24 protein-coding genes are annotated in these 21,490 nt (G+C 61.2%); 4 read left to right on the top strand and 20 right to left on the bottom strand.

Annotated elements, in window-relative coordinates:
* Window positions 1–23 precede the first annotated feature (23 nt).
* Window positions 24–569, bottom strand: coding sequence for an NUDIX hydrolase YfcD (gene yfcD, locus ACJ8PI_RS12695; protein ID WP_004936086.1), 546 nt, complete (start codon window positions 567–569; stop codon window positions 24–26).
* 99 nt (window positions 570–668) lie between these two features.
* Window positions 669–1,220, bottom strand: coding sequence for a phosphodiesterase (gene yfcE / locus ACJ8PI_RS12700; protein ID WP_164134520.1), 552 nt, complete (start codon window positions 1,218–1,220; stop codon window positions 669–671).
* A gap of 233 nt (window positions 1,221–1,453) precedes the next feature.
* Between yfcE and yfcG the strand changes: the two genes are divergently transcribed.
* The 3 genes from yfcG to ACJ8PI_RS12715 all read left to right on the top strand — a co-directional run bounded on the left by yfcG (window position 1,454) and on the right by ACJ8PI_RS12715 (window position 3,495).
* Entirely contained in the window at window positions 1,454–2,083 is a 630-nt protein-coding gene (gene yfcG / locus ACJ8PI_RS12705; protein ID WP_033653754.1) for a GSH-dependent disulfide bond oxidoreductase, read from the top strand.
* 109 nt (window positions 2,084–2,192) lie between these two features.
* Complete coding sequence (gene folX / locus ACJ8PI_RS12710) at window positions 2,193–2,564, top strand: dihydroneopterin triphosphate 2'-epimerase (protein ID WP_033635340.1); 372 nt, start codon at window positions 2,193–2,195, stop codon at window positions 2,562–2,564.
* Window positions 2,565–2,580: 16 nt separating this feature from the next.
* Window positions 2,581–3,495, top strand: coding sequence for a TIGR01777 family oxidoreductase (locus ACJ8PI_RS12715; RefSeq protein ID WP_164134496.1), 915 nt, complete (start codon window positions 2,581–2,583; stop codon window positions 3,493–3,495).
* A gap of 7 nt (window positions 3,496–3,502) precedes the next feature.
* Here the strand turns inward: ACJ8PI_RS12715 and hisP are convergent, their stop codons facing one another.
* The 15 genes from hisP to ACJ8PI_RS12790 form a co-directional block, all read right to left on the bottom strand.
* Window positions 3,503–4,276 carry a histidine ABC transporter ATP-binding protein HisP gene (gene hisP / locus ACJ8PI_RS12720; protein ID WP_004936098.1) on the bottom strand — a complete coding sequence of 258 codons (774 nt, stop codon included), beginning with the start codon at window positions 4,274–4,276 and terminating at the stop codon, window positions 3,503–3,505.
* A 21-nt stretch (window positions 4,277–4,297) separates the two neighbouring features.
* Complete coding sequence (locus tag ACJ8PI_RS12725) at window positions 4,298–5,002, bottom strand: ABC transporter permease (protein ID WP_033635343.1); 705 nt, start codon at window positions 5,000–5,002, stop codon at window positions 4,298–4,300.
* Window positions 4,999–5,685, bottom strand: coding sequence for a histidine ABC transporter permease HisQ (locus ACJ8PI_RS12730; RefSeq protein WP_033635345.1), 687 nt, complete (start codon window positions 5,683–5,685; stop codon window positions 4,999–5,001). Before ACJ8PI_RS12730 ends, ACJ8PI_RS12725 begins: the two co-directional genes overlap by 4 nt.
* A gap of 82 nt (window positions 5,686–5,767) precedes the next feature.
* The gene (gene hisJ / locus ACJ8PI_RS12735; protein WP_033635346.1) at window positions 5,768–6,550 is read right to left on the bottom strand and encodes a histidine ABC transporter substrate-binding protein HisJ; all 783 of its coding nucleotides are present in this window, start codon (window positions 6,548–6,550) and stop codon (window positions 5,768–5,770) included.
* A 304-nt stretch (window positions 6,551–6,854) separates the two neighbouring features.
* On the bottom strand, window positions 6,855–7,427 hold the full coding sequence (locus ACJ8PI_RS12740; protein ID WP_033635347.1) for a UbiX family flavin prenyltransferase: 573 nt from the start codon (window positions 7,425–7,427) through the stop codon (window positions 6,855–6,857).
* 135 nt (window positions 7,428–7,562) lie between these two features.
* The gene (gene purF / locus ACJ8PI_RS12745) at window positions 7,563–9,080 is read right to left on the bottom strand and encodes an amidophosphoribosyltransferase (protein WP_033653751.1); all 1,518 of its coding nucleotides are present in this window, start codon (window positions 9,078–9,080) and stop codon (window positions 7,563–7,565) included.
* Window positions 9,081–9,101: 21 nt separating this feature from the next.
* Window positions 9,102–9,602, bottom strand: coding sequence for a colicin V production protein (gene cvpA, locus ACJ8PI_RS12750; protein WP_004936119.1), 501 nt, complete (start codon window positions 9,600–9,602; stop codon window positions 9,102–9,104).
* A 234-nt stretch (window positions 9,603–9,836) separates the two neighbouring features.
* Window positions 9,837–10,628, bottom strand: a complete 792-nt coding sequence (gene dedD, locus ACJ8PI_RS12755; protein ID WP_399574390.1) for a cell division protein DedD — start codon at window positions 10,626–10,628, stop codon at window positions 9,837–9,839.
* Window positions 10,629–11,894 (bottom strand): bifunctional tetrahydrofolate synthase/dihydrofolate synthase, encoded by a 1,266-nt coding sequence (gene folC, locus ACJ8PI_RS12760; RefSeq protein ID WP_164134495.1) that lies wholly within the window; start codon window positions 11,892–11,894, stop codon window positions 10,629–10,631.
* A gap of 191 nt (window positions 11,895–12,085) precedes the next feature.
* Window positions 12,086–12,994, bottom strand: coding sequence for an acetyl-CoA carboxylase, carboxyltransferase subunit beta (gene accD / locus ACJ8PI_RS12765; protein WP_025303691.1), 909 nt, complete (start codon window positions 12,992–12,994; stop codon window positions 12,086–12,088).
* A gap of 232 nt (window positions 12,995–13,226) precedes the next feature.
* Window positions 13,227–13,889: a DedA family protein gene (locus ACJ8PI_RS12770; protein ID WP_019453745.1), complete on the bottom strand. Its 663-nt coding sequence runs from the start codon at window positions 13,887–13,889 to the stop codon at window positions 13,227–13,229.
* Between the two features lie 78 nt (window positions 13,890–13,967).
* Window positions 13,968–14,789 (bottom strand): tRNA pseudouridine(38-40) synthase TruA, encoded by an 822-nt coding sequence (gene truA / locus ACJ8PI_RS12775; RefSeq protein ID WP_161726366.1) that lies wholly within the window; start codon window positions 14,787–14,789, stop codon window positions 13,968–13,970.
* The gene (locus ACJ8PI_RS12780; protein WP_033635352.1) at window positions 14,789–15,799 is read right to left on the bottom strand and encodes an aspartate-semialdehyde dehydrogenase; all 1,011 of its coding nucleotides are present in this window, start codon (window positions 15,797–15,799) and stop codon (window positions 14,789–14,791) included. The genes truA and ACJ8PI_RS12780 overlap by 1 nt, the downstream gene beginning before the upstream one ends.
* A 110-nt stretch (window positions 15,800–15,909) precedes the next feature.
* Window positions 15,910–17,031, bottom strand: a complete 1,122-nt coding sequence (pdxB, locus tag ACJ8PI_RS12785) for a 4-phosphoerythronate dehydrogenase PdxB (RefSeq protein WP_043147765.1) — start codon at window positions 17,029–17,031, stop codon at window positions 15,910–15,912.
* Window positions 17,032–17,084: 53 nt separating this feature from the next.
* Window positions 17,085–17,858, bottom strand: coding sequence for an AraC family transcriptional regulator (locus ACJ8PI_RS12790; RefSeq protein WP_033635354.1), 774 nt, complete (start codon window positions 17,856–17,858; stop codon window positions 17,085–17,087).
* 117 nt (window positions 17,859–17,975) lie between these two features.
* Between ACJ8PI_RS12790 and ACJ8PI_RS12795 the strand changes: the two genes are divergently transcribed.
* Window positions 17,976–18,896 carry a DMT family transporter gene (locus tag ACJ8PI_RS12795; protein ID WP_033648062.1) on the top strand — a complete coding sequence of 307 codons (921 nt, stop codon included), beginning with the start codon at window positions 17,976–17,978 and terminating at the stop codon, window positions 18,894–18,896.
* On the opposite strand, the gene ACJ8PI_RS12800 is transcribed toward ACJ8PI_RS12795, so the two are convergent.
* From ACJ8PI_RS12800 to ACJ8PI_RS12810, 3 genes are all read right to left on the bottom strand, one after another.
* The gene (locus ACJ8PI_RS12800; RefSeq protein WP_074026931.1) at window positions 18,893–20,311 is read right to left on the bottom strand and encodes a sensor histidine kinase; all 1,419 of its coding nucleotides are present in this window, start codon (window positions 20,309–20,311) and stop codon (window positions 18,893–18,895) included. The two genes, ACJ8PI_RS12795 and ACJ8PI_RS12800, sit on opposite strands and share 4 nt — an antisense overlap.
* On the bottom strand, window positions 20,298–20,972 hold the full coding sequence (tctD, locus tag ACJ8PI_RS12805; protein WP_164134494.1) for a transcriptional regulator TctD: 675 nt from the start codon (window positions 20,970–20,972) through the stop codon (window positions 20,298–20,300). The genes ACJ8PI_RS12800 and tctD overlap by 14 nt, the downstream gene beginning before the upstream one ends.
* Before the next feature lie 167 nt (window positions 20,973–21,139).
* Window positions 21,140–21,385 carry a hypothetical protein gene (locus ACJ8PI_RS12810; RefSeq protein ID WP_223479904.1) on the bottom strand — a complete coding sequence of 82 codons (246 nt, stop codon included), beginning with the start codon at window positions 21,383–21,385 and terminating at the stop codon, window positions 21,140–21,142.
* Window positions 21,386–21,490 lie beyond the last annotated feature (105 nt).

Raw genomic sequence — 21,490 nt, forward strand, 5'->3', positions numbered from 1 at the left:
CGGCTTTCTTACGCGTTGGCGTCTCAGTGGTTGTCGAGCGGCTTGCCGTAATCCTGTTCGTTGTTGCGCGTCAGCCACAGCGACAGCGCCTTCAGCGAATCCGGAGTAAACTCGTCGCAGCGCGCGGTGATCTCTTCCGGCGTCAGCCAGCACACCTCGGCCACTTCTTCTTCCTGCAGCGCGAACGGGCCGTGCGATACGCAGCTGAACAGCGCGCCCCACACCCGGCACTGCTCTTCTTCGAAGTAGAACAGACCGTGTTCGGCGAAAGGCACGCCGGCGATGCCCAGCTCTTCTTCCGCCTCGCGGCGCGCCGAGTCCAGCACGTTTTCACCGCTTTGCACCACGCCGCCCGCCGTCGCGTCCAGCCAGCCCGGGTAGAAGTCTTTGATCTCGGTGCGACGCTGCACCAGAATTTTTCCCATCCCATCATGCACCACAATATAGGTAGCACGATGACGCAGCCGCTCCGCCCGCATCTGTTGACGACTGGATTGCGCAATCACCTCGTTTTGCTCGTCGACGATATCAACCCATTCGGTATCTGCAGCCTGACCCTGTTCCGCCATCCTCTAAAACCTTCTATTTTGGCGCGATGCATCCCGCGCGCTGGTTAATCAATGAGTGCTTTTCAAAGATTTTTATTGTGTGTGTATAAATTAGTGCGTTTAGCGTGTTAACGCCACTTCCGCGACGGCCTTGCCGTCGTCGAGCGTCAGCACGCGCAAAGTGCCCCGATCCAACATGCCGTAGCTGGCCGGAAAGCCCCCTTTGGGGATGCTGACCGAGCCCGGATTGAAGCAATAGATCTCACCCTGCCGCTCCGCCTGCGGCAGATGCGTATGGCCGTAGGCCAGGACGTCACCGCGGGATAACGGCGGCAGTGCCGAGGGATGATAAAGGTGACCGTGGGTCAAAAACAATCGTCTTTTTTGCAGTAAAACCTGTTGCCAGGGCGCCTCGATGGGAAACGTCAGCAGCATCTGATCGACCTCGCTGTCGCAATTGCCGCGAACGGCGATGATCTTGTCGCTATAGCGATTCAATCGTTCGGCAACCTGAGCGGGCTGATACCCGGCCGGCAGCGCGTTGCGCGGGCCGTGATTCAGCAAATCACCCAGAAGAATCAGCCAGTCGGCGCCGTTTTGTTCAAACAATTCCAGCACGCGTTCGGTGGCCGGCAGCGAGCCGTGGATATCCGAGGCGAACATCAGCTTCATAACCTTGTCCTATAGAGGGAAATAAGCGCCATTTTACCGCGCCGGCGCCGTGCGGCAAACCGCCGCCCGCCCCGATGGAGAATTGTGATCCAGCCGCGCAGATAGCATCGGACGAATCCCACATAGCCTGCTATCCTTAGCTGCTATTGTTGGATCTCTGATATACCTTTGTGCGCGGCGAAGACCGCAGCAACGTGTAATGAATTACAGATCACCTTACCGCAGGAGGCAACATGATTGACCTGTATTACGCGCCTACTCCCAATGGTCACAAGATCACCTTGTTTTTGGAAGAGGTCGGCTTACCCTACCGTATCCATCGCGTAAACATCAGCGCCGGCGAGCAGTTCAAACCGGACTTTCTGAGCATTTCTCCCAACAACAAAATCCCGGCGATCGTCGATCAGCAACCGGTGGACGGCGGCGAGCCGATCAGCCTGTTCGAATCCGGTGAAATCCTGCTGTATCTGGCGGAGAAGACCGGCAAACTGCTGAGCAAGGGCCTGCGCGAACGCGCCGCCACCCTGCAGTGGCTGTTCTGGCAGGTGGCCGGGTTCGGGCCGATGCTCGGGCAGAATCATCACTTCAACCACTACGCGCCGCAGCCGGTGCCTTACGCCATTGAGCGCTACCAGCTGGAAACCAAACGGCTGTATGGCGTGCTGGAAGCCGAGCTGCAAAAACACCCGTACCTCGGCGGCGACAACTACAGCATCGCCGATATCGCCACCTACCCGTGGGTGGTGTCGCATCCGCGCCAGCGCATCGATCTGGCGGATTACCCGGCGGTGCGCAACTGGTTCGAACGCATCAGCAACCGCCCGGCGACCGAGCGCGCCTATAAGCTGGCCGAACAGGGCTAAGTGCCTCCCCGACTCCCCGCCACCGGGGAGTCACATCGTCCCTGCGTTATCATTTCCCTACTTTCCGTGTATTCTGAACGCCAATAATCAGACCTATGGAGAATCTCTGATGTCTTTCAGTCAACCCGACGCCGTTATTCGCATTAAAAATCTGCGGCTGCGCACGTTCATCGGTATCAAGGAAGAGGAAATCAACAACCGACAGGACATCCTGATCAACGTGGTGATCCACTACCCGGCGGACAAGGCGCGCAACAGCGAAGACATCGCCGATGCGCTCAACTACCGCACCATCACCAAAGCGATCATCCGCCATGTGGAAGATAACCGTTTCGCGTTGCTGGAAAAATTAACGCAGGATGTGCTCGATATCGTAAAAGAACACGCCTGGGTGACCTATGCTGAAGTGGAGATAGATAAACTTCTGGCTCTGCGCTACGCCGATTCTGTCTCCATGACCATGAGCTATCGCAGGGACTAACTCAGGGAGGTCGACCATGCGGATCCTGATCACCGGCGCAACGGGATTGATCGGCAGCAGCCTGACGGCCAGGCTGCTGGCGCTTTCTCACCATATTACGGTACTGACGCGAGACGAACGGCGGGCTCGGGCCCGGCTCGGCGACCAGCCGAGCTATTGGCGCACGCTGGACGACCGGCAGTCGCTGGATGACTTCGATGCGGTGATCAATCTGGCCGGCGAACCTATCGCCGACAAGCGCTGGAGCGCACAGCAGAAGCAGCGGCTGTGTCATAGCCGCTGGGATCTGACCGAACGCTTGGCGCAGTTGATCAAGGCCGGCAGCACGCCGCCCGGCGTGCTGATTTCCGGTTCCGCCGTTGGCTACTACGGCGATCAGGGGCAGGCGGTGGTCACCGAAGAGGAGCCGCCGCACGACGAATTCACCCACCAGCTGTGCCAACGCTGGGAAGCGCTGGCGCTGCAGGCGCAGAGCGACGCCACCCGCGTCTGCCTGCTGCGCACCGGCGTGGTGCTGGCGCCGCAGGGCGGCGCGCTGGCCAAAATGCTGCCGCCGTTCCGCTTCGGGCTGGGCGGCCCGATCGGCGACGGCCGCCAATACCTGCCGTGGATCCATCTCGACGACATGGTCAACGGCATTATTTATCTGCTGGATCACGTCACGCTCACCGGCCCGTTCAACATGGTCGCCCCCTACCCGGTGCATAACGAGCAGTTCGCCGCCCAATTGGCCAACGTGCTCGATCGCCCGGCGTTTCTGCGGGTGCCGGCGTTCGTCATGCGTTTGTTGATGGGGGAAGCGGCGGTGCTGGTGCTCGGCGGCCAGCGGGCGGTGCCGAAGCGGCTGGAGGAGGCCGGCTTCCACTTCCGCTATCTGGAGCTGGAGCAGGCGCTGGATGAGGTGATTAATCAGCGGGCCGAAGCCCGCTGATCTGAAGTTACTTCAACGCGCCGGACAGGAACTGTTGCAGGCGCGGGCTTTTGGGGTTACCGAACAGCTCGGCCGGCGGCCCCTGTTCTTCAATCAACCCTTTGTGCAGGAAGATCACGTGGTTGGAAACGTGGCGCGCAAACTCCATTTCGTGCGTCACCACCACCATGGTTTTCCCCTCCTCCGCCAGCTTCTGCATGATGCGCAGCACCTCGCCCACCAGCTCGGGATCCAGCGCCGACGTCGGTTCGTCAAACAGCAGCACTTCCGGCTCCATCGCCAACGCGCGGGCGATAGAAACGCGCTGCTGCTGGCCGCCCGACAGGTGCACCGGGTATTTGCCGCGCGCCCGCTCATCGATGCCCACCTTATCCAGATAACGCACCGCGCGCTCGTGCGCGTCGGCCTTGCTCAGCCCCAGCACCTGCACCGGCGCCTCCATCACGTTCTCCAGCACCGTCATGTGGCTCCACAGGTTGAAATGCTGGAACACCATGGTCAGGCGGGTGCGCAGCAGCTGCAGCTGCTTCTTGTCGAACACCTTCAGCTGGCCGTCCTTGTCGCGCACCATGCGGATGTCTTCGTTGTTCAGGCTGATCGAGCCCTCGCTCGGCTTCTCGAGGAAGTTGATGCAGCGCAGAAAGGTGCTTTTGCCGGAGCCGGAGGAGCCGATGATGCTGATCACATCCCCGGCGTTGGCCGCCAGCGAGACGCCCTTCAGCACTTCGTGGTCGCCATAGCGTTTGTGCAGTTCCGTGACGGCTAATTTATTCTCAGACATGGTTTTTCTTCCCGTCATTTATCAGTGACTAACGTGTGCCATCCAGCGTTTTTCAGCCTTGCGGAACAGGCTGATTAACACGTAGGAGATGATCAGGTACAGCACCGCCGCGATGCCGAAAGCGTAAAACGGCTGATAGGTCGCGGCGTTGATGTCGCGCGCAATCTTCAGCAGATCCGGCACGGTGGCGGTAAACGCCAGCGCGGTGGAGTGCAGCATCAGGATCACTTCGTTGCTGTAGGCCGGCAGCGCGGTGCGCAGCGCCGAAGGCAAAATGATGCAGCGATACATCTTGAAGCGCGAGAAACCGTAGGCGTTGGCGGCCTCGATTTCACCGTGCGGCACCGAGCGGATGGCCCCGGCGAAGATCTCGGTGGTATAGGCGCAGGTGTTGAGCGTCAACGCCAGGATGGTGCAGTTGAGCCCGCTGCGGAAAAACGCATTGAGAAACTCGCTGCCGCGCACGATCTCGAGGCTGTACATGCCGGAGTAGAACACCAGCAGCTGCACGTACAGCGGCGTGCCGCGAAACACGTAGGTATAGAGCCACACCGGGAAACGCACCCAGCGGATGGAAGAGACGCGCGCCACCGCCATCGGGATCGCCAGCAGCCCGCCCATCACCACCGAAGCGATCAGCAGCCACAGCGTTACCGCCACGCCGGTGAAACGGTAGCCGTCGCTCCACAGCAGCGACTGCCAATACTGTTGCAAAATCTCGATCATAGCTCGGCCCTCTTGACGCCCAGTGAGTAACGCCGTTCAAGCCACAGCAGCACGCCGTTGGAAACGGTCGTGAAGATCAGGTACACCACGCCGGCCACGATGGCGAAGAAGAACGGCTGATAGGTGCCTTTCCCCGCCAGCTGAGTGGCTTTCACCACGTCGTTCAGGCCGAGGATCGACACCAGCGCCGTCGCCTTCAGGATCACCTGCCAGTTATTGCCGATGCCCGGCAAGGCGAAACGCATCATCGCCGGGAACAGAATGCGCCGGAAGATCTGCGCACCGCTGAAGCCGTAGGCCGTCGCCGCTTCGATCTGCCCTTTCGGCACCGCCAGATAGGCGCCGCGGAAGGTCTCGGTAAAATAAGCGCCGTAGATAAAGCCGAGGGTAATGATGCCGGCGCCGAGCGGATCGATATCGATCTGCGAGAAGCCCAGCAGCGTAGTGATATTGTTCAGCGCGATTTGCAGACCGTAAAAGATCAGCAGCATCAGCACCAGATCGGGCACGCCGCGGATCAGCGTGGTGTAAGCGCCGAACAGGCCGGAAATAAGGGGGTTGTGGGAGAGTTTGCCGCCGGCGCCGATCAACCCGATCACCACCGCCAACAATACGGAACTGAGGGCCAACTCCAGCGTCACCAGAGCCCCCTCGAAAATCAGTTGGGAATAGCCTTGCAGCATCTACTTCACCCTGTGGTCTAGGATCCGAACCATCGGGGCCGGCGCACCGGCCCCGCAGTCACAGCATGGAACGGTTAGCGGATTACCCGCCGTAGACGTCAAAGTCGAAGTACTTTTTCGCGTATTTATCGTAGGTGCCGTCTTTGCGCATTTCGGCGAAGGCTTTATCCAGCGCGGCTTTCAGCTCGGTATCGGCTTTGCGCAGCCCCATGCCGGTGCCGACGCCGAAGAATTTGTCATCCTTCACCGATTCGCCGGCGAACGCGTAGTCTTTGCCCGGCGGCTGTTTCAGGAAGCCGTCGCTGCCCGCCACTTCATCCTGGAAAGCGGCGTCGATGCGCCCGGACGCCAGATCGGCGTAGACCAGATCCTGGTTCTGGTAAGGCACCACCGTGACGCCCTTCGGCTGCCACATGGCGTTGGCGTAGGCTTCCTGGGTGGTGCCCTGCAGCACGCCCACGCTCTTGCCTTTCAGGGCGTCCACGGTAGGCAACAGCTTGGAGCCCTTCGGCGCGATCAGACGCGCGTTGGCGGCATACAGCTTGTCGGTAAAGGCGATTTCCTGCTGGCGTTTTTCAGTGATGGACAGCGAAGAGATGATGGCGTCGATTTTCTTCGCCTTGAGTGATGGGATCAGCGCGTCAAAGTCGCTCTCCACGAAGGTGCATTGGGTATTTATGCGTTTGCACAGCTCTTTGGCCAAATCGATATCGAAGCCGACCAGCTCGCCTTTGGCGTTTTTGGATTCAAACGGCGCATAAGTCGGATCGGTGCCGATCTTCAATGTCGATGGGATAGCGGCGAATGCGCTGTTTGCGGCCGCCAAAGCCAAGACTAAAGGAAGAACCTTAACCAGCTTTTTCATAAATTACCCTCAAATTGATTTTTTTGATGCCACTACGGGCATTACTTTTCCCCACCAAATCAATTTGCAGTAATCGTGCCACATTAGGTGCTACGGGCGGAGGGAACGGCTCCGGCCTTCACAATACTGTTTCCTGGGACGATAACCGCAAAATTAAATCGGCCGCTCGGGGCCGCGCCACTGGCAGCCGCGACAAGGCGGCACCATGAAACAGTGAACGTGATGAAGTAGGATCATTATGGTGCATGCGCCGCCCTAATTCAGTGCGGTGTTGCACAAATGTGCCAATTTGGGGATGAAAATGTTAACTAACGCCCTGCCAACGGGTGAACAGATCGGCAGGCAGTTCGATATCAAACTGATCGATCACCCGATTGACGGTCTGATCGATGATGTCTTCCACGCTTTTCGGCTGGTGATAAAACGCCGGCACCGGCGGCATGATCACCGCCCCCATCTCCGCCGCCTGGGTCATCAACCGCAGGTGACCCAAATGCAGCGGCGTTTCACGCACGCACAATACCAGGCGACGGCGCTCTTTGAGCACCACGTCGGCGGCGCGGGTCAGCAGCCCGTCGCTGTAACTGTTGACGATGCCGGACAGCGTTTTGACTGAGCATGGCAGGATCGCCATGCCCAGGGTTTTGAAGGAGCCGGAGGAGATGCCGGCGGCGATGTCGCGCGCATCGTGCACCACGTCGGCCAGCGCCTGCACTTCCCGCAGGCTGTACGGCGTTTCCAGCGCCAGCGTCTGTCTTGCCGCGTTGCTCATCACCAGATGGGTTTCCACCTCTGCGACGTCGCGCAAAACCTGTAACAGGCGCACGCCGTAGATGGCGCCGCTGGCGCCGGAAATGCCGATGATGAGTCGTTTCATGAAGAATGGCCTCTGCCGTAAAAAGTAAGATCAGGCAGACTTTGCCGCAATGGCGAGGGATAAGCAAGTTCACAGGAGCAACAAGGCGCACCGCCGCAGACGCGGCGATGCCCCCTGATGGATCAACGCAGGCGGTTAGCCTTCGTTATGCAGTTCCAGGTTTTCCGCTTCGGTTTGCACCCGCAGCGCCTTGGCGTCGTCGTTGCGCAGCGACTCCAGGTATTCCAGATAGCTTTGATCGACGTCTTTGGTCACGTAGATGCCGTTGAACACCGAGCATTCGAACTGGGTGATGTCCGGGTTCTCTTCGCGCACCGCTTCGATCAGATCGTCCAGATCCTGGAAGATCAGCCCATCGGCGCCGATGATTTGGCGAATTTCATCCACTTCGCGCCCGTGGGCGATCAGTTCGTTGGCGCTCGGCATGTCGATGCCGTAAACGTTCGGGAAACGCACTTCCGGCGCGGCGGAAGCCAGGTACACCCGCTTGGCGCCCGCTTCGCGCGCCATCTCGACGATCTGTTCCGACGTGGTGCCGCGCACGATGGAGTCATCCACCAGCAGCACGTTCTTGTCGCGGAACTCGGCGCGGTTGGCGTTTAGCTTGCGGCGCACCGACTGACGACGCGCCTGCTGGCCCGGCATGATAAAGGTGCGGCCGACGTAGCGGTTCTTCACGAAGCCCTGGCGATATGGCTTCTCGAGAATGCGTGCGATCTCCAGCGCGATGTCGCAGGAGGTTTCCGGGATCGGGATCACCACGTCGATGTCCAGATCTTCCCACTCGCGGGCGATCTTCTCGCCCAGCTTCTGGCCCATGCGCACGCGGGCGCTGTAGACCGAGATCTTGTCCATAAAGGAGTCCGGGCGCGCGAAATAAACGTATTCGAACAGGCACGGGTTGGTTTTCGGGTTCTCTGCGCACTGGCGGGTGAACAGCTGGCCCTTGGTGGTGATGTACACCGCTTCGCCCGGCGCCACGTCGCGCAGGAACTCAAAGCCCAGGGTATCCAGCGCCACGCTCTCGGAAGCCACCATGTACTCGCTGCGGCCATCTTCCAGCGTGCGCTTGCCGATCACCAGCGGGCGAATGCCGTTCGGATCGCGGAACGCCAGCAGGCCGTGGCCGATGATCATCGCCACGCAGGCGTAAGCGCCGCGCAGTTGCTGATGCATGGCGGCGACCGCGGTAAAGATGTTGTCGGCCTCCAGCGGGTAGTGCGGGAAACGATCCAGCTCGCTGGCCAGCACGTTCAGCAGGATTTCCGAGTCGGAGGTGGTGTTGACATGGCGGCGGCCACTTTCGAACAGCTTTTGGCGCAGCTCATGGGCGTTGGTCAGGTTGCCATTGTGGGCCAGCGTAATGCCGAACGGCGAGTTGACGTAGAAAGGCTGGGCCTCAGAGGCGCTCGAGCTGCCGGCCGTCGGGTAACGCACATGGCCAATGCCCATGTTGCCCTGCAAGCGTTGCATATGGCGCGCCTCAAACACATCCTTCACCAGGCCGTTGGCTTTGCGCAAACGGAACCCGTTATGGGCGTCAATGGTGACGATGCCTGCGGCATCCTGGCCACGGTGCTGAAGCACCGTCAGCGCATCATAAATCGACTGGTTTACCGGCATGAAACCGGCGATACCGACAATACCGCACATGTTGTCTTTTCCTCATCAGCGCTACCGCCCCGGCAATTGGGTCGGCAAGAAACTCGACGTGCTCTGCAGGTAGTCAAAGAACCACCTGATGACGTAACTGAACTGGGGAATGAGCTGCGACTGTTTCCAGTCGGCACTCTGTGAAAAGCCGGTAAAGGTATCCAGGAAGAACAGGATCGCCGCGACGATCAATACTCCGCGCAGCGCGCCGAAGCAGATGCCCAGCACCCGATCGGTGCCCGACAACCCGGTTTTCTCTACCAGTGAGCTAATCACATAGTTAACAATAGCCCCTACGATCAAGGTCGCGATGAACAAAATCGCGATCGCGATGCCGTTTCGCACCAGTTCATCTTCAAAACGAGTGAAATAGACCGCAAGGTAAGAGTAGAAATGGCTGGCAACAAAAAACGCACATCCCCATGTCACAAGTGACAATGCTTCGCGAACAAACCCTCGGATCAGGCTCACCAGAGCCGAAAATCCAATTACCGCTATAATGACGTAATCAATCCAGACCATGAACTATTCCAATGATGAATCGCCCCTGCATCCAATTCGCGGCGAATTCTAACAGAAAAAGAAAACGTTTGCGTAGGGGATTTCCTACCACGTTACAAATAAAAAGCGGCGATCAAAAAATTCTCAATCGCCGCGCCTACATAGGTGATTTCGCCTGTAAAAGGCGCGGTTTTTCTCGCTTTCTCTCCACCACTCCTTCATTCAGGGGCGCATCGTGCTGCGCCCCTGCGGGGTTTAACGGCCGTACGGCTTCACCTGCCCGCTCAGCCCGCTGATCGAGTTCAGCGACGGCAGCGCCGCCTGCAGCTTCTGCCTGGAGGCGTCCGGGCCGACGTAGATGCGGGTTATCTGCCCCTGCACCGGCGTTGACGGCACGGTGAAGGCACGGTAGCCCGAGAGGCGCAGCGAGGCGACAATCTCGTTCGCCTTGGCGGCGTTCTTCAGCGCCCCGAGCTGCACGACATAGGCTTGCCCTGCCGGCGCTTTTTCTTCCGCCGGTTTCGGCTGCGGCGCCGGCTCAGGTTTCGGCGTCGGCTCAGGTTTCGGCGTCGGCTCAGGTTTCGGCGTCGGCTCAGGTTTCGGCGTCGGCTCAGGTTTCGGCGTCGGCTTCACTTCCACCGGCTTCGGTTGCGGTGCCGGTTTCGTTTTCACTTCCACCGGTTTGGTTTCCACCGGTTTCGGCTTGGGCTGCGGCACCGGCTGAGGACGCGTCTCGACCGGTGGCGGCGCCACCTGCGTCGGCTGCTGAGCGCTCTGCCGCACCGCCTGTTGCGCCGCCGCTTCATTGGCCGCCTGCTGCTCGACCAGCGCGCCCGCCCCTTCCGGCGGCTGCGCCGGCAGCGGTTGCGTCACCGGCGGCAGCACGTCGTTCTCTTCGACATCGCCCGGTTTCGGCACCAACGGAATGGCCGCAAATTCATCCTCGTAATGCTTCTTTTTGCCGTCCAGCAGCCCTGGCAGGATGATCACCCCCAGCGCCACTAGAATCACGGTTCCGACCAGTCGGTTCTGAAATTTACTCGCCACTCACACTCCCCGCATCTCGTCTAACGCCGCCATCACCTGCGCCACGGTGTGGAACGATCCACAGACGATCACAATATCCTGTTTATCAGCATCCTGCATAGCCTGCCGCCAGGCAGTTTCGACATCATTAAAGCGGCGCGGTTCCTTCAGATGTTGCGCCAGCTGTTCGACGCTGGCGCCGCGCGGCCCGTCGAGCGGCGCGCAGTACCATTCATCCACCTGCTCGCTCAGGCAGGCCAGCGTGCCGGCGATATCCTTGTCCGACAGCATGCCCACCACCGCGCGCACCTTGCCGCCTTCGCGCGGCAGTTTGGCCAGACGCCCGGCCAGATAGCCGGCGGCGTGCGGGTTGTGCGCCACGTCGAGGATCAGCGTCGGCTCCCGCCGCACGATCTGGAAACGCCCCGGCAGCGTCGCCTGCTGCAGCCCGGTGAAGATCGCGCGTTCGTCGATTTCCAGCGGGGAGCAGTTCAGCGCCGCCAGCGCGGTAGCGGCGTTGGCCAGCGGCACGTTCGGCGTCGGCAGATCGGTCAGCAGCGTGTCGCCGCCCTGCCACTGCCAGCGATCGCCCTGCTCGCTGAAGCTCCAGGCTTCGCCGCGGCGATACAGCGGCGCGCCCAGCGTTTCGGCAACCTGACGAATGCTGTCCGGCATGTCGGGTTCGCCCACCACCGCCGGCTTGCCGCTGCGGAAAATGCCGGCCTTCTCGCGGCCGATGCTTTCGCGATCGTTGCCCAGCCAGTCGGTGTGATCGAGCGCGATGCTGGTAATCACCGCCACGCTCGGATCGACGATGTTGGTGGCGTCGAGACGCCCGCCCAGGCCCACTTCCAGGATCACCGCGTCGAGCCGCGCCTGTTTGAACAGCTGCAGCGCCGACAGGGTGCCGAATTCGAAATAGGTCAGCGACGTTTCGCCGCGGCCGGCCTCAATGGCGGCGAACGAGCGGCTGTGCTCCGCTTCGCTCAGCTCTTCCCCCTGAATGCGCACGCGTTCGGTATAGCGCACCAGATGCGGCGAACTGTAGACGCCGACGCGCAGGCCGGCGGCCAGCAGAATGGCTTCGAGGGTGCGACAGGTGGTGCCTTTGCCGTTGGTGCCGGCAACGGTGAACACCGTGGGGGCGGGGGTCAGTAAATCCAGATGCGCCGCGACGCGCTGTACGCGCTCAAGGCCGAGTTCGATCGCCTGGCTGTGCAGACGTTCCAGATAATAAAGCCACGAGCTCAATGGCGACGTGGCTTGGGGAATTTGGTGGTTTTGCATGAGTCCCATCACTGAACTTGGGTTCATTAATCCATCAGGGCACCACCCTCACCGCGGTAAAGGCGATGCGCTTCGTGACTGCCGCCAGCCTGCAAACCGCAGCGAGATAGGCCACGGCCGGCAGGGAACGGGCATCAGCCGTCACTTAGCCACAAAGTGGCGGCTGAACCCGGGCGGGATCTGTCTTTGCCTCAGGCGTCGGCCTGCGGCTCCGGCTCAATGACCGGCGCGGCCTCATCGAAATGCGGCTGCGGCTGGTTGGTCAGCTTGGACAGAATGCTCGCCAACGTTTGGCGCATTTCCGGACGGCGAACGATCATGTCGATCGCGCCTTTTTCGATCAAGAACTCGCTGCGCTGGAAGCCCGGTGGCAGTTTCTCGCGCACGGTCTGCTCGATGACGCGCGGGCCGGCAAAGCCGATCAGCGCTTTCGGCTCGGCGATGTTGATGTCGCCCAGCATCGCCAGGCTGGCGGAAACGCCGCCCATGGTCGGGTCGGTCAGCACGGAGATGTACGGCAAGCCGCGCTCCTGCATCTTGGCCAACGCCGCGCTGGTTTTCGCCATCTGCATCAGCGACATCAGCGCTTCCTGCATGCGCGCGCCGCCGCTGGCGGAGAAGCACACCAGCGGACAGTTGTCCTCCAGCGCCTGCTCAACCGCACGCACGAAACGCGCGCCGACCACGGAAGACATCGAGCCGCCGATGAAGGCGAATTCGAAGGAGGCGGCGACGATCGGCATGCCGTACAGCGTGCCCTTCATCACCACCAGCGCGTCTTTCTCGCCGGTCGCTTTCTGTGCGGCGACCAGACGATCTTTATAGCGCTTGGAATCCTTGAATTTCAGAACGTCCTTCGGCTCCAGATCGCTGCCCAGCTCCACTTCGCTGCCTTCGTCCAGCAGGGTATGCAGGCGCGCGCGCGCGCCCATGCGCATGTGGTGGTCGCACTTCGGACACACTTCCAGATTACGCTCCAGCTCGGCGCGGTAGAGGACCTGGCCGCAGCTGTCGCATTTGGTCCAGACCCCTTCAGGAATGCTCGCCTTACGGGTTTGTGTGATATTGCTCTTGTTAAGAATTCGTTCAATCCAGCTCATCGATGACCTTTCTGTTTGAACCTGGCACACGCCAGTCCGCTGTTCATGCTTTAACAATCCCCCTGAAAACACCCCAATGAAAAAATGCCCGTTCGCGGCGCGGCAAGCGCGGCGACTGAGGCATCGGCTTCAGGGTTGTTCGCAGGAACAGACCATAATGTCGCTCATTAAACCATATCGGCCCGACGCTGTGGACAAAAAACTGGTCGAACCGACAGGTTAAGCGATGTTTTTACTGTTTTTGCTGGCGGGCGGCCGCACGCTTGTGGCGCCAAATTTCAATCACGCCCGGCAGAATCGAAACGATGATGATCCCGACGATCAACAGTTTCAGGTTCTCCTGCACCACCGGCAGATCGCCGAACAGGTAGCCAGCATAAGTGAAGAGCAGCACCCAAACCAGTGCGCCAATCACGTTGTAGGCGGCGAAGTGGCGATAGGACATATGCCCCATACCGGCGACGAACGGCGCAAAAGTACGCACGATCGGCACAAATCGCGCCAGAATAATCGTTTTTCCGCCGTGCTTCTCATAGAACTGGTGCGTCTTGTCCAGGTAGCTACGGCGGAAAATTTTCGAGTTCGGGTTGCTGAACAGCTTCTCGCCGAACAACCGCCCGATAGTGTAGTTCACCGCATCGCCGAGGATCGCCGCCACCACCATCAACGCCACCATGGTGTGCACGTTCAGATCGTTGGTCGGCAACGCCGCCAGCGCGCCGGCGACAAACAGCAAAGAATCCCCCGGCAGGAACGGCGTCACCACCAGACCGGTTTCGCAAAACAGGATCAGGAACAGAATAGCGTAGACCCACATGCCGTATTGTGCGACCAGTTCGGCCAGGTGCACATCAATATGCAGAATGAAATCAATAATAAACTTGATGATGTCCATAAATTCTCTCATTGATACCGGGTGTTTCAATCACCCGGCAGAAGCACAAGGGAGCGACGCGTTCAGGCGTGCCGGCGTTTAATCGTCGGGCAAAAACAGCGGCCCCATCGGCGGCCGCGGTAGACCAAAGTGGTCGGGATAATCCACGGCAACCAGATACAGCCCCTCGGCTCGCGCCGTCGCCGCCGCCAGATTGCGATCCTTCAACGCCAACAATTCGGCCATCCAGTTCTCATCCTGATTGCCGCAGCCGATCTCCATCAGGCTGCCGACGATGTTGCGAACCATGTGATGCACAAAGGCATTCGCCTTGATATCTACCACAATATATTCGCCGTAGCGCGTAACCTTAACGTGTTTTACGCAGCGCCACGGGGTGCGCGACTGGCACTGCACCGCGCGAAACGAAGTGAAGTCGTTCTCGCCCAGCAGCGCCTGCGCCGCCCGGTGCATGCGATCGGCGTCCAGCGGGTGATAAAAGTGCGTCACCCCCTGTTGCAGCACCGCCGGCCGGTAGCGATGGTTGAAAATAATATAGCGGTAGCGGCGCGCGGTGGCGCTGAAGCGCGCATGGAAATCGTCGGCGACGGGGCTCACCCAGCGCACCGCGATGTCCGGCGGCAGATGGGTGTTCACCCCCATCGTCCAGGCGGCATCCTTGCGGCGCGCGGTGGTTTCGAAATGCACCACCTGCCCGGTGGCGTGCACTCCGGCGTCGGTGCGCCCGGCGCACAGCACGGCAATCGGCGCATCCGCCACCTTGCTCAACGCCTGCTCCAGGCGTTGCTGCACGCTGGCCACTTCTTGCTGCCGCTGCCAGCCGTAGTACCGGCTGCCGTCATATTCGATGCCCAGCGCGATCTTCAGCGTCGGCTGAGCGGGTGAGACCACCTCAGACATCAGTACATCTGCTCCTGCACCAGACGCTCGGCGGTTTCGACAGCCATCAACGCGCCGCCGAAGCGCACGTTGTCCGCCACCGTCCAGAACTGCAGCAGCTCGGGGATGCCGTAATCGTTACGCAGACAACCGATGCTGAGCGCATCGCTGCCGGAGGCGTCGGTGACCTGAGTCGGGTAATCGTCCTCTTCGCTCAGCTGAATGTCCTCGACCTCTTCCAGCTCGCTGCGCGCCTCTTCGGCGGACAGCGGGCGCAGCGCTTCCAGGTGCACCACCTGCGCGTGGCCGTAAAACACCGGCGACTGAACGCAGCTCACTGAAATCGGCAGCCCTTCATCCTGCAGCACCTTGCGCACCTGATCGACGATCAGGCGTTCTTCGCGCACGCTGCCCTGCTCGTCGGCAATCAGCGGCAACAGGTTGAACGCCAGCTGCTTACCGAAAACGCCTTCCTCGGCCGGGATGCCGTTCAGCAGGCGCGCGCTCTGGCCGGCCAAGTCGTCCACCGCCGCCTTGCCGCGCGACGATACCGACATCAGCGTGGTGACGTGCAAACGCGACAGCCCCGCCTGTTCGGTCAGCGGTTTGATCGCCGTCAGCAGCTGGCTGACCATGCTGTCGGCCACCGCCACAATATTGCGGTTGCGGTAATCCGCCAGCACCTGCGGGTTGACGCCCGGCACCACCAGCGGCACATCCGGCTCCATGGCGAACAGGCCGCTGGTGTCGATCACCAGGCAGCCCATGTTGCCGGCTTCTTCGGCATAGCGCGCGGAAGCGTCGCTGCCGGCGACGAAGAAGGCCAACTGCGCCTGCGACCAGTCGAACTCCTCGGCGTTTTGCACCAAGAGAGACTTGCCGTTGAAGCGCACATTGGCGCCCGCGCTGCGTTCGCTTGCCAGAGGATAGAGCTCACCCACCGGGAACTGGCGATCCTGCAACAATTCCAGCAACGCTTCACCTACCGCGCCAGTGGCGCCGAGCAGCGCGATATTCCAGCCGTCAGACATCGGGTTTTCTCCAGAGTATTTCATTCATAAAAGCAGACGGGCAGTGCAGCCACCGCCCGATAATCTTTGCCGCTCACTGTAGCGGCGTTGGCTTAAGACAACCTTACGCGCTATGCCACGCTGAAGCCCAGCTTGCCGAGCAGCTCGGCGCTGGCGCTGTCATCGCATTGCACGGCCAGCGAAGACCACTCGCGGCGCTCCTGGTAGTGCTTGCGCAGGCGATCGAATTCGCCCGGTTGCCCGGCGACTTTGCGCAGCGGCGCATCATCGCGGCGCACATCATACACCAAGTGCATCAATCGTTTTAACCGCGCTTCATCCAGCGGCCCGTTGAGGCGGATCTGGCTGAACTCCGGCACCGGCAGCAGCGAGGCCAGCGCCACCTGCTGCGGCTGCCCCAAATGGCGGCTGAACGCCTCGAACACCTGGGTGGTGCCGCGCGCCTTGCCTTCCAGCGTATACCCGGCGATGTGCGCGGTGCCGATATCCACCCGCGCCAGCAGCGGCAAGGAGAGATCCGGCTCCGGTTCCCACACGTCCAGCACCGTGCTCAGCTTTTTACCTTTTTCCAGCGCCTGCAGCAGCGCGGCGTTGTCCACCACCGGCCCGCGGCAGGCGTTGATCAGAATGCGGTTGTCAGGCAGCGCCGCCAACAGCTCGGCGTCCGCCAGATGCAGCGAATGGTATGGACCGGATTTATTCAGCGGCGTATGGAAGGTCAGCACGTCGGCCTCGGCCACCAGCTTCTCCAACGGCCAGAATTCCCCGGCATCGCCGCGATCGGCGCGCGGCGGATCGCACAGCAGCGTGCGCACGCCCAGCGCCTTGAGGCGCGCGTCCAGGCGCGAACCGACGTTGCCCACGCCGACGATGCCGACGGTTTTATCCCGCAGGTGGAAGCCGTCGCGCTCGGCCAGCAGCATCAAGGCTGAGAACACATACTCAACCACCGCGATGGCGTTGCAGCCCGGCGCGGCGGAAAATCCGATGCCCTGCCGTTGCAGCCAGGCGTCATCGACGTGATCGGTGCCGGCGGTGGCGGTGCCGACAAAGCCGATGCGGCTGCCGGCCAACAAGGCTTCATTGACCTTGGTGACCGAACGCACCATCAGCGCATCGGCATCCGCCAGCGCCTCGCGCGGGATCGGGCGGCCCGGCACCGCCTGCACGTCGCCCAGGCGGCTGAACAGCTCGGCCGCGTACGGCATATTTTCATCAACCAGAATTTTCACTGCGTTCTCCGACGGTTTACGGCTATTTGTCTGCGAAATAGTGTGCCACTGAATCATGCACGGCGAAAGCGCTCAGGGGTGGTGCCGGCGATCTGCTGGAACATGACGATAAAGGCCGACGCGGAGCTGTAGCCGACGTCCAGCGCCACGTCCTGCACCGTCTTGCCCTGCTCGAGCAGCGACACGGCGTGCAGGAAACGCAGACGCTGGCGCCATTCGCTGAACGACATGCCCAGATCCTGCTGGCAGCGGCGCGACAGCGTACGCTCGGTGGTGTAGACCCGAGCCGCCCACGCCGCCAGCGAGGTGTTGTCCGCCGGGCAATGTTCCAACGCTTCCAGCACCGGCGCCAAAAACTTGTCGTCCGACGACGGCAGATAGGTTTGCTGGCGCGGCGACAGACGCAGCTGGTCGATCAGCACCTGACACAGGCGCAAATCCTCCTCCGCCTGCGGAATGTACTGTTTGCGCGCATAGAAATCCTCGGCGATGGCACGGAAGATTGGCGTCACGCTCACCAGGCAGGGATCGGCGGGCATGCCGGCGCACAGTGCCGGCGTGATGTCCACCATGCGGCACTGCGCCAGCCGTTGGTTGTAACAGGAGTGTTCGATGCCCGCCGGCGCCCACAGCACGAACTCCGGCGGCGCCAGAAAGCGCTGCCCGCCGATGCGCAGCACCATCACCCCGGCTTTAACCCACATCAACTGGCCCCAGGTGTGGCTGTGCGGCTGGAATTCGGTGCGCGCATTGAACTCCTCACAGCGGAACTGCACCGGGTTGGGTGCCGGGATCAGCGACTCGGGGAAATGGCGGATTTCTGGCATGGTTTCGTCCCGTGATTTGTCTTGTTTACGCCAATTTTTGTCTGGATATCGCTATATATGATAAACCGGACACGCGTAGACTAGCCAGCATGTTGGACGTTATTGAGAATAATTATCATGAATATGCTCTTCCCGCTGTTGGCCGTGCTGATTTGGTCGATTAACGCCGTCGTCAGCAAACTCTCCGCCACCGCCATCGATCCGGCGGCCATTTCGCTCTACCGTTGGCTGCTGGCGCTGATTGCCCTGACGCCGTTCGTGCTGCCGGGCGTGCTGCGCAACTGGGCGCAGGTGCGCGCCAACTGGTGGAAGCTGATGATCCTCGGCCTGCTGGGCATGGTGCTGTATCAAAGCCTGGCCTATTACGCGGCGCACAGCGTCAGCGCGCTGTTTATGGGCATCATCGTGTCGCTGATCCCGCTGCTGACCATCCTGATCAGCATCGTGCTGCTGCGCATTGCCCCGACCGTCGGCGTACTGCTCGGCAGCATACTCTCCTTCGGTGGTTTGATCTGGCTGGTCAGCGGCGGCCAGCCCGGCGTGCTGCTGCAGCACGGTATCGGCAAGGGGGAATTGATGATGCTGCTCGCCACCGCCTCTTACGCGCTATATGGCGTGTTGACCAAACGCTGGGCCATCGCGCTGCCGAACTGGCAATCGCTGTACGTGCAGATCCTGTTCGGCGTGCTGCTGCTGCTGCCTAATTTCCTGATGGCGCAGGATGTCGGCTTGAATGGCCATAACCTGCCGCTGGTGCTGTTCGCCGGCATTCCGGCTTCGATCATCGCCCCGTTCCTGTGGATCCAGGGCGTGATGCGCCTGGGCGCCAACACCGCCTCGATCTTCATGAACCTGGCGCCGGTGTTTACCGCCGCTATCGCCGTGCTGTTCCTGCATGAGCAGCTGCACGGTTACCACCTGATCGGCGGCGGCATCACCCTGCTGGGCGTTATCCTGTCGCAGCGGCTGCGCACGCCGCTGACGCGTAAAGCCAAAGCCCCGGCGGCCAACGTCGAGTCCTGCAAAGAACAGGCTTAAGGCAGCAACCTGAAGCGCACCCGCACCAACAGGCCGCCCAGCGCGGCGGAGCTCAGCAGCTCCGGGCGGGTGCCGTGATAGGCGGTGATGTCCTTCACCAGCGCCAACCCCAGGCCGGCGCCCGGCTGATCGCCCACGTTGTCCAGCCGGTGAAACGGCTGCAGCGCCAGCGCCTTATCCTGCAAGGCGATGCCGGGGCCGCTGTCTTCAATCTCCAGCATGCCTTCCCCCGCCGCCTTATCCTGAGTGAGGCGGGCGGTCACTATCCCCTGACGCGGCGTGTATTTCAGCGCATTGTCCAGCAGATTGGCGCACAGTTCGGCCAACAGCAGCGGCTCCCCCGCCACCTGACACGCCGCCTCGCCTTCGAAACCCAGATCGATCTGTTTGCTGCGCGCCTGCGGCAAGCGGGAAAAGCAGGCGTCGCGCAGCACCTGCGCCAGATTGACCGGCTGCAGCTGGCGCTCGGCCTGGTGCTCGCTGGCCTTCAGACGTGAGAGGTGCAGCAGGCGATCGGTCAGCGCCACGGTATTATCCAGCGTCGCGCTCATCGCCTGCAGACTTTCACGCCACTGCTGCGGCCGATCGCTGGCCAGCGCCACCCCGACCTGAGTCTTCAACACCGCCAGCGGCGTGCGCAGCTGGTGGGAGGCGTCGGCGCTGAAACGTTCCTGACGCGCCACCATCAGCCGCAGCCGTTCGATGTAACGATTGAACGCCACCAGCAGCGGCTGCATCTCCGACCACGGCAACACCCGCGGCAAGGGCGTCAGCTCACCCGGATCGCGCCGCAGCATGATGCCGGAGAGTTTACGCATCGGTTTCAACACCCGCTTGAGCAGCGCGAACGCCAGGATCAGGGTCAACACCACCACCGTGCCCTGGCTCAACAGCGCCGCGATCATCATCTGCCGCGCCAGGTAACGGCGCGACTCCAGGGTTTCCGCCACCAAAATGGTCGCCATGCCGCTCACCCCCGACTCGTTGACCGGTTGAAACAGCGCCGCCACGCGGATCGGCCGGCCGAGGTATTCCGCATCGTAAAAATGCACCAGCGCCGGGTAGAGCGTGGAGCGCGGGATATGGGGCGGCAACGACGGCAAATCGTCATAGCCCGAAATGCTTTTCCCCTGCGGCGAAATCACCTCGTAATACAGCTGATCGTTCATGTTGCGCTCGAAGCTGTCGAGCACCACATAGGGCACATCGACCGCCAGCTTGCCTTCGCGCACCACCAGCCGCTCCGCCACGGTGCGCGCCGACGCCAGCAGCGTGCGATCGTAAGCCAGGGTGGCGGCGCTCATGGCGCTGAAATAGTGGGTGTAGATAGAGATGCCGCCCAACGCCAGCAGCGGCAGGCCAAAAAACAGCAGCAGTTGATAGAACAGCGAACGCGGCGCGTTAAACCACCGCATTGCACAGCTCCAGGCTGTAGCCCAGGCCGCGCAGCGTGACGATCGCCACGTCGCTGCCCTGCAGCTTTTTCCGCAGGCGGTGTACGTAAAGCTCGATGCTCTCCGGGTTGGCTTCGTCGGACAGCGTAAACACCTGTTCGAACAGCTGTTGCTTGGCCACCGGGCGGCCGCGCCGGTGCATCAGCGCGGTCAGCACCGCCAGTTCGCGCGGCGTCAGCGCCAGCGGCTTGCCCTTCAGCAGAAAATAGCCTTCGTCGTGATAGGTCAACGCGCCGTACTGCAACGCCGGCTGCGGGGCGCCGACGCTGCGGCGCAGCAGCGCCCGGATGCGCGCTTCCAGCTCGTCCAGTTCGAACGGCTTGGTGAGGTAATCGTCCGCCCCCAGATTCAGGCCTTTCACCCGGTCGGCCACGTCGGTGCGTGCCGTCAGCAGCAGAACCGGCAGATCCTGCCCGCGCTTGCGCAGGCGCGCCAGCAAATCCAGGCCGTTCATACGCGGCAGCGCCACATCCAGCACCGCGAGCGCATAGCGTTCGTTGAGCAGCAGGTGATCCGCCGCCACGCCGTCCGGGGCGACGTCAACGGCAAAGCCGGCGCCGGTCAGCGCCTTTTGCAACCAGTGAGACAGCTCGGGGTGATCTTCAACCAATAACAGTCGCATGTTCCCATTCCATTGATTTACCTGAACAACCTGGCGCCGACACGGCGCCTGTTAACAGGCCGATAACAGAGAATGGCATGGAAAATAAGGGGATAAAAGAGCGCCGCGCCGCCAGTTTTGGGAGCTGGCACACAATTATGCGTATGGGGCGCGATCGCAGGGCGGTGTCAGATCAGCGGAATGGGGCTATCGGCAACGGCAATGTCCAGCACCGGGCGCAGTTTGTCGGCGGTAAACGGTGAAGAAACCAGCACGGAGCGGTTGTTGACGGCAAACACCAGATCGATGCCGGTCACGCAGGCGGTCATCTGGCAAGCATATTTTTCACCGTCGGCGTTGACGAAATGCAGCTCAAAAACGCCAACGTCGGCACGCAGTCGCTTTAAACGGCACTGCCCGGCTTTTCCCGTCATTTCAGCGTAAACCTCAGGCAACCGTTTAATCGCACCTACTTTGGCGCTGTCCCTGCCACCAAACAATTTCCCTAACGAAAACATATCACTGCGTCTCTATTCATT

It is taken from the genome of Serratia sp. CY82433 (assembly GCF_052166535.1).
Taxonomy (GTDB): Bacteria; Pseudomonadota; Gammaproteobacteria; order Enterobacterales; family Enterobacteriaceae; genus Serratia; species Serratia sarumanii.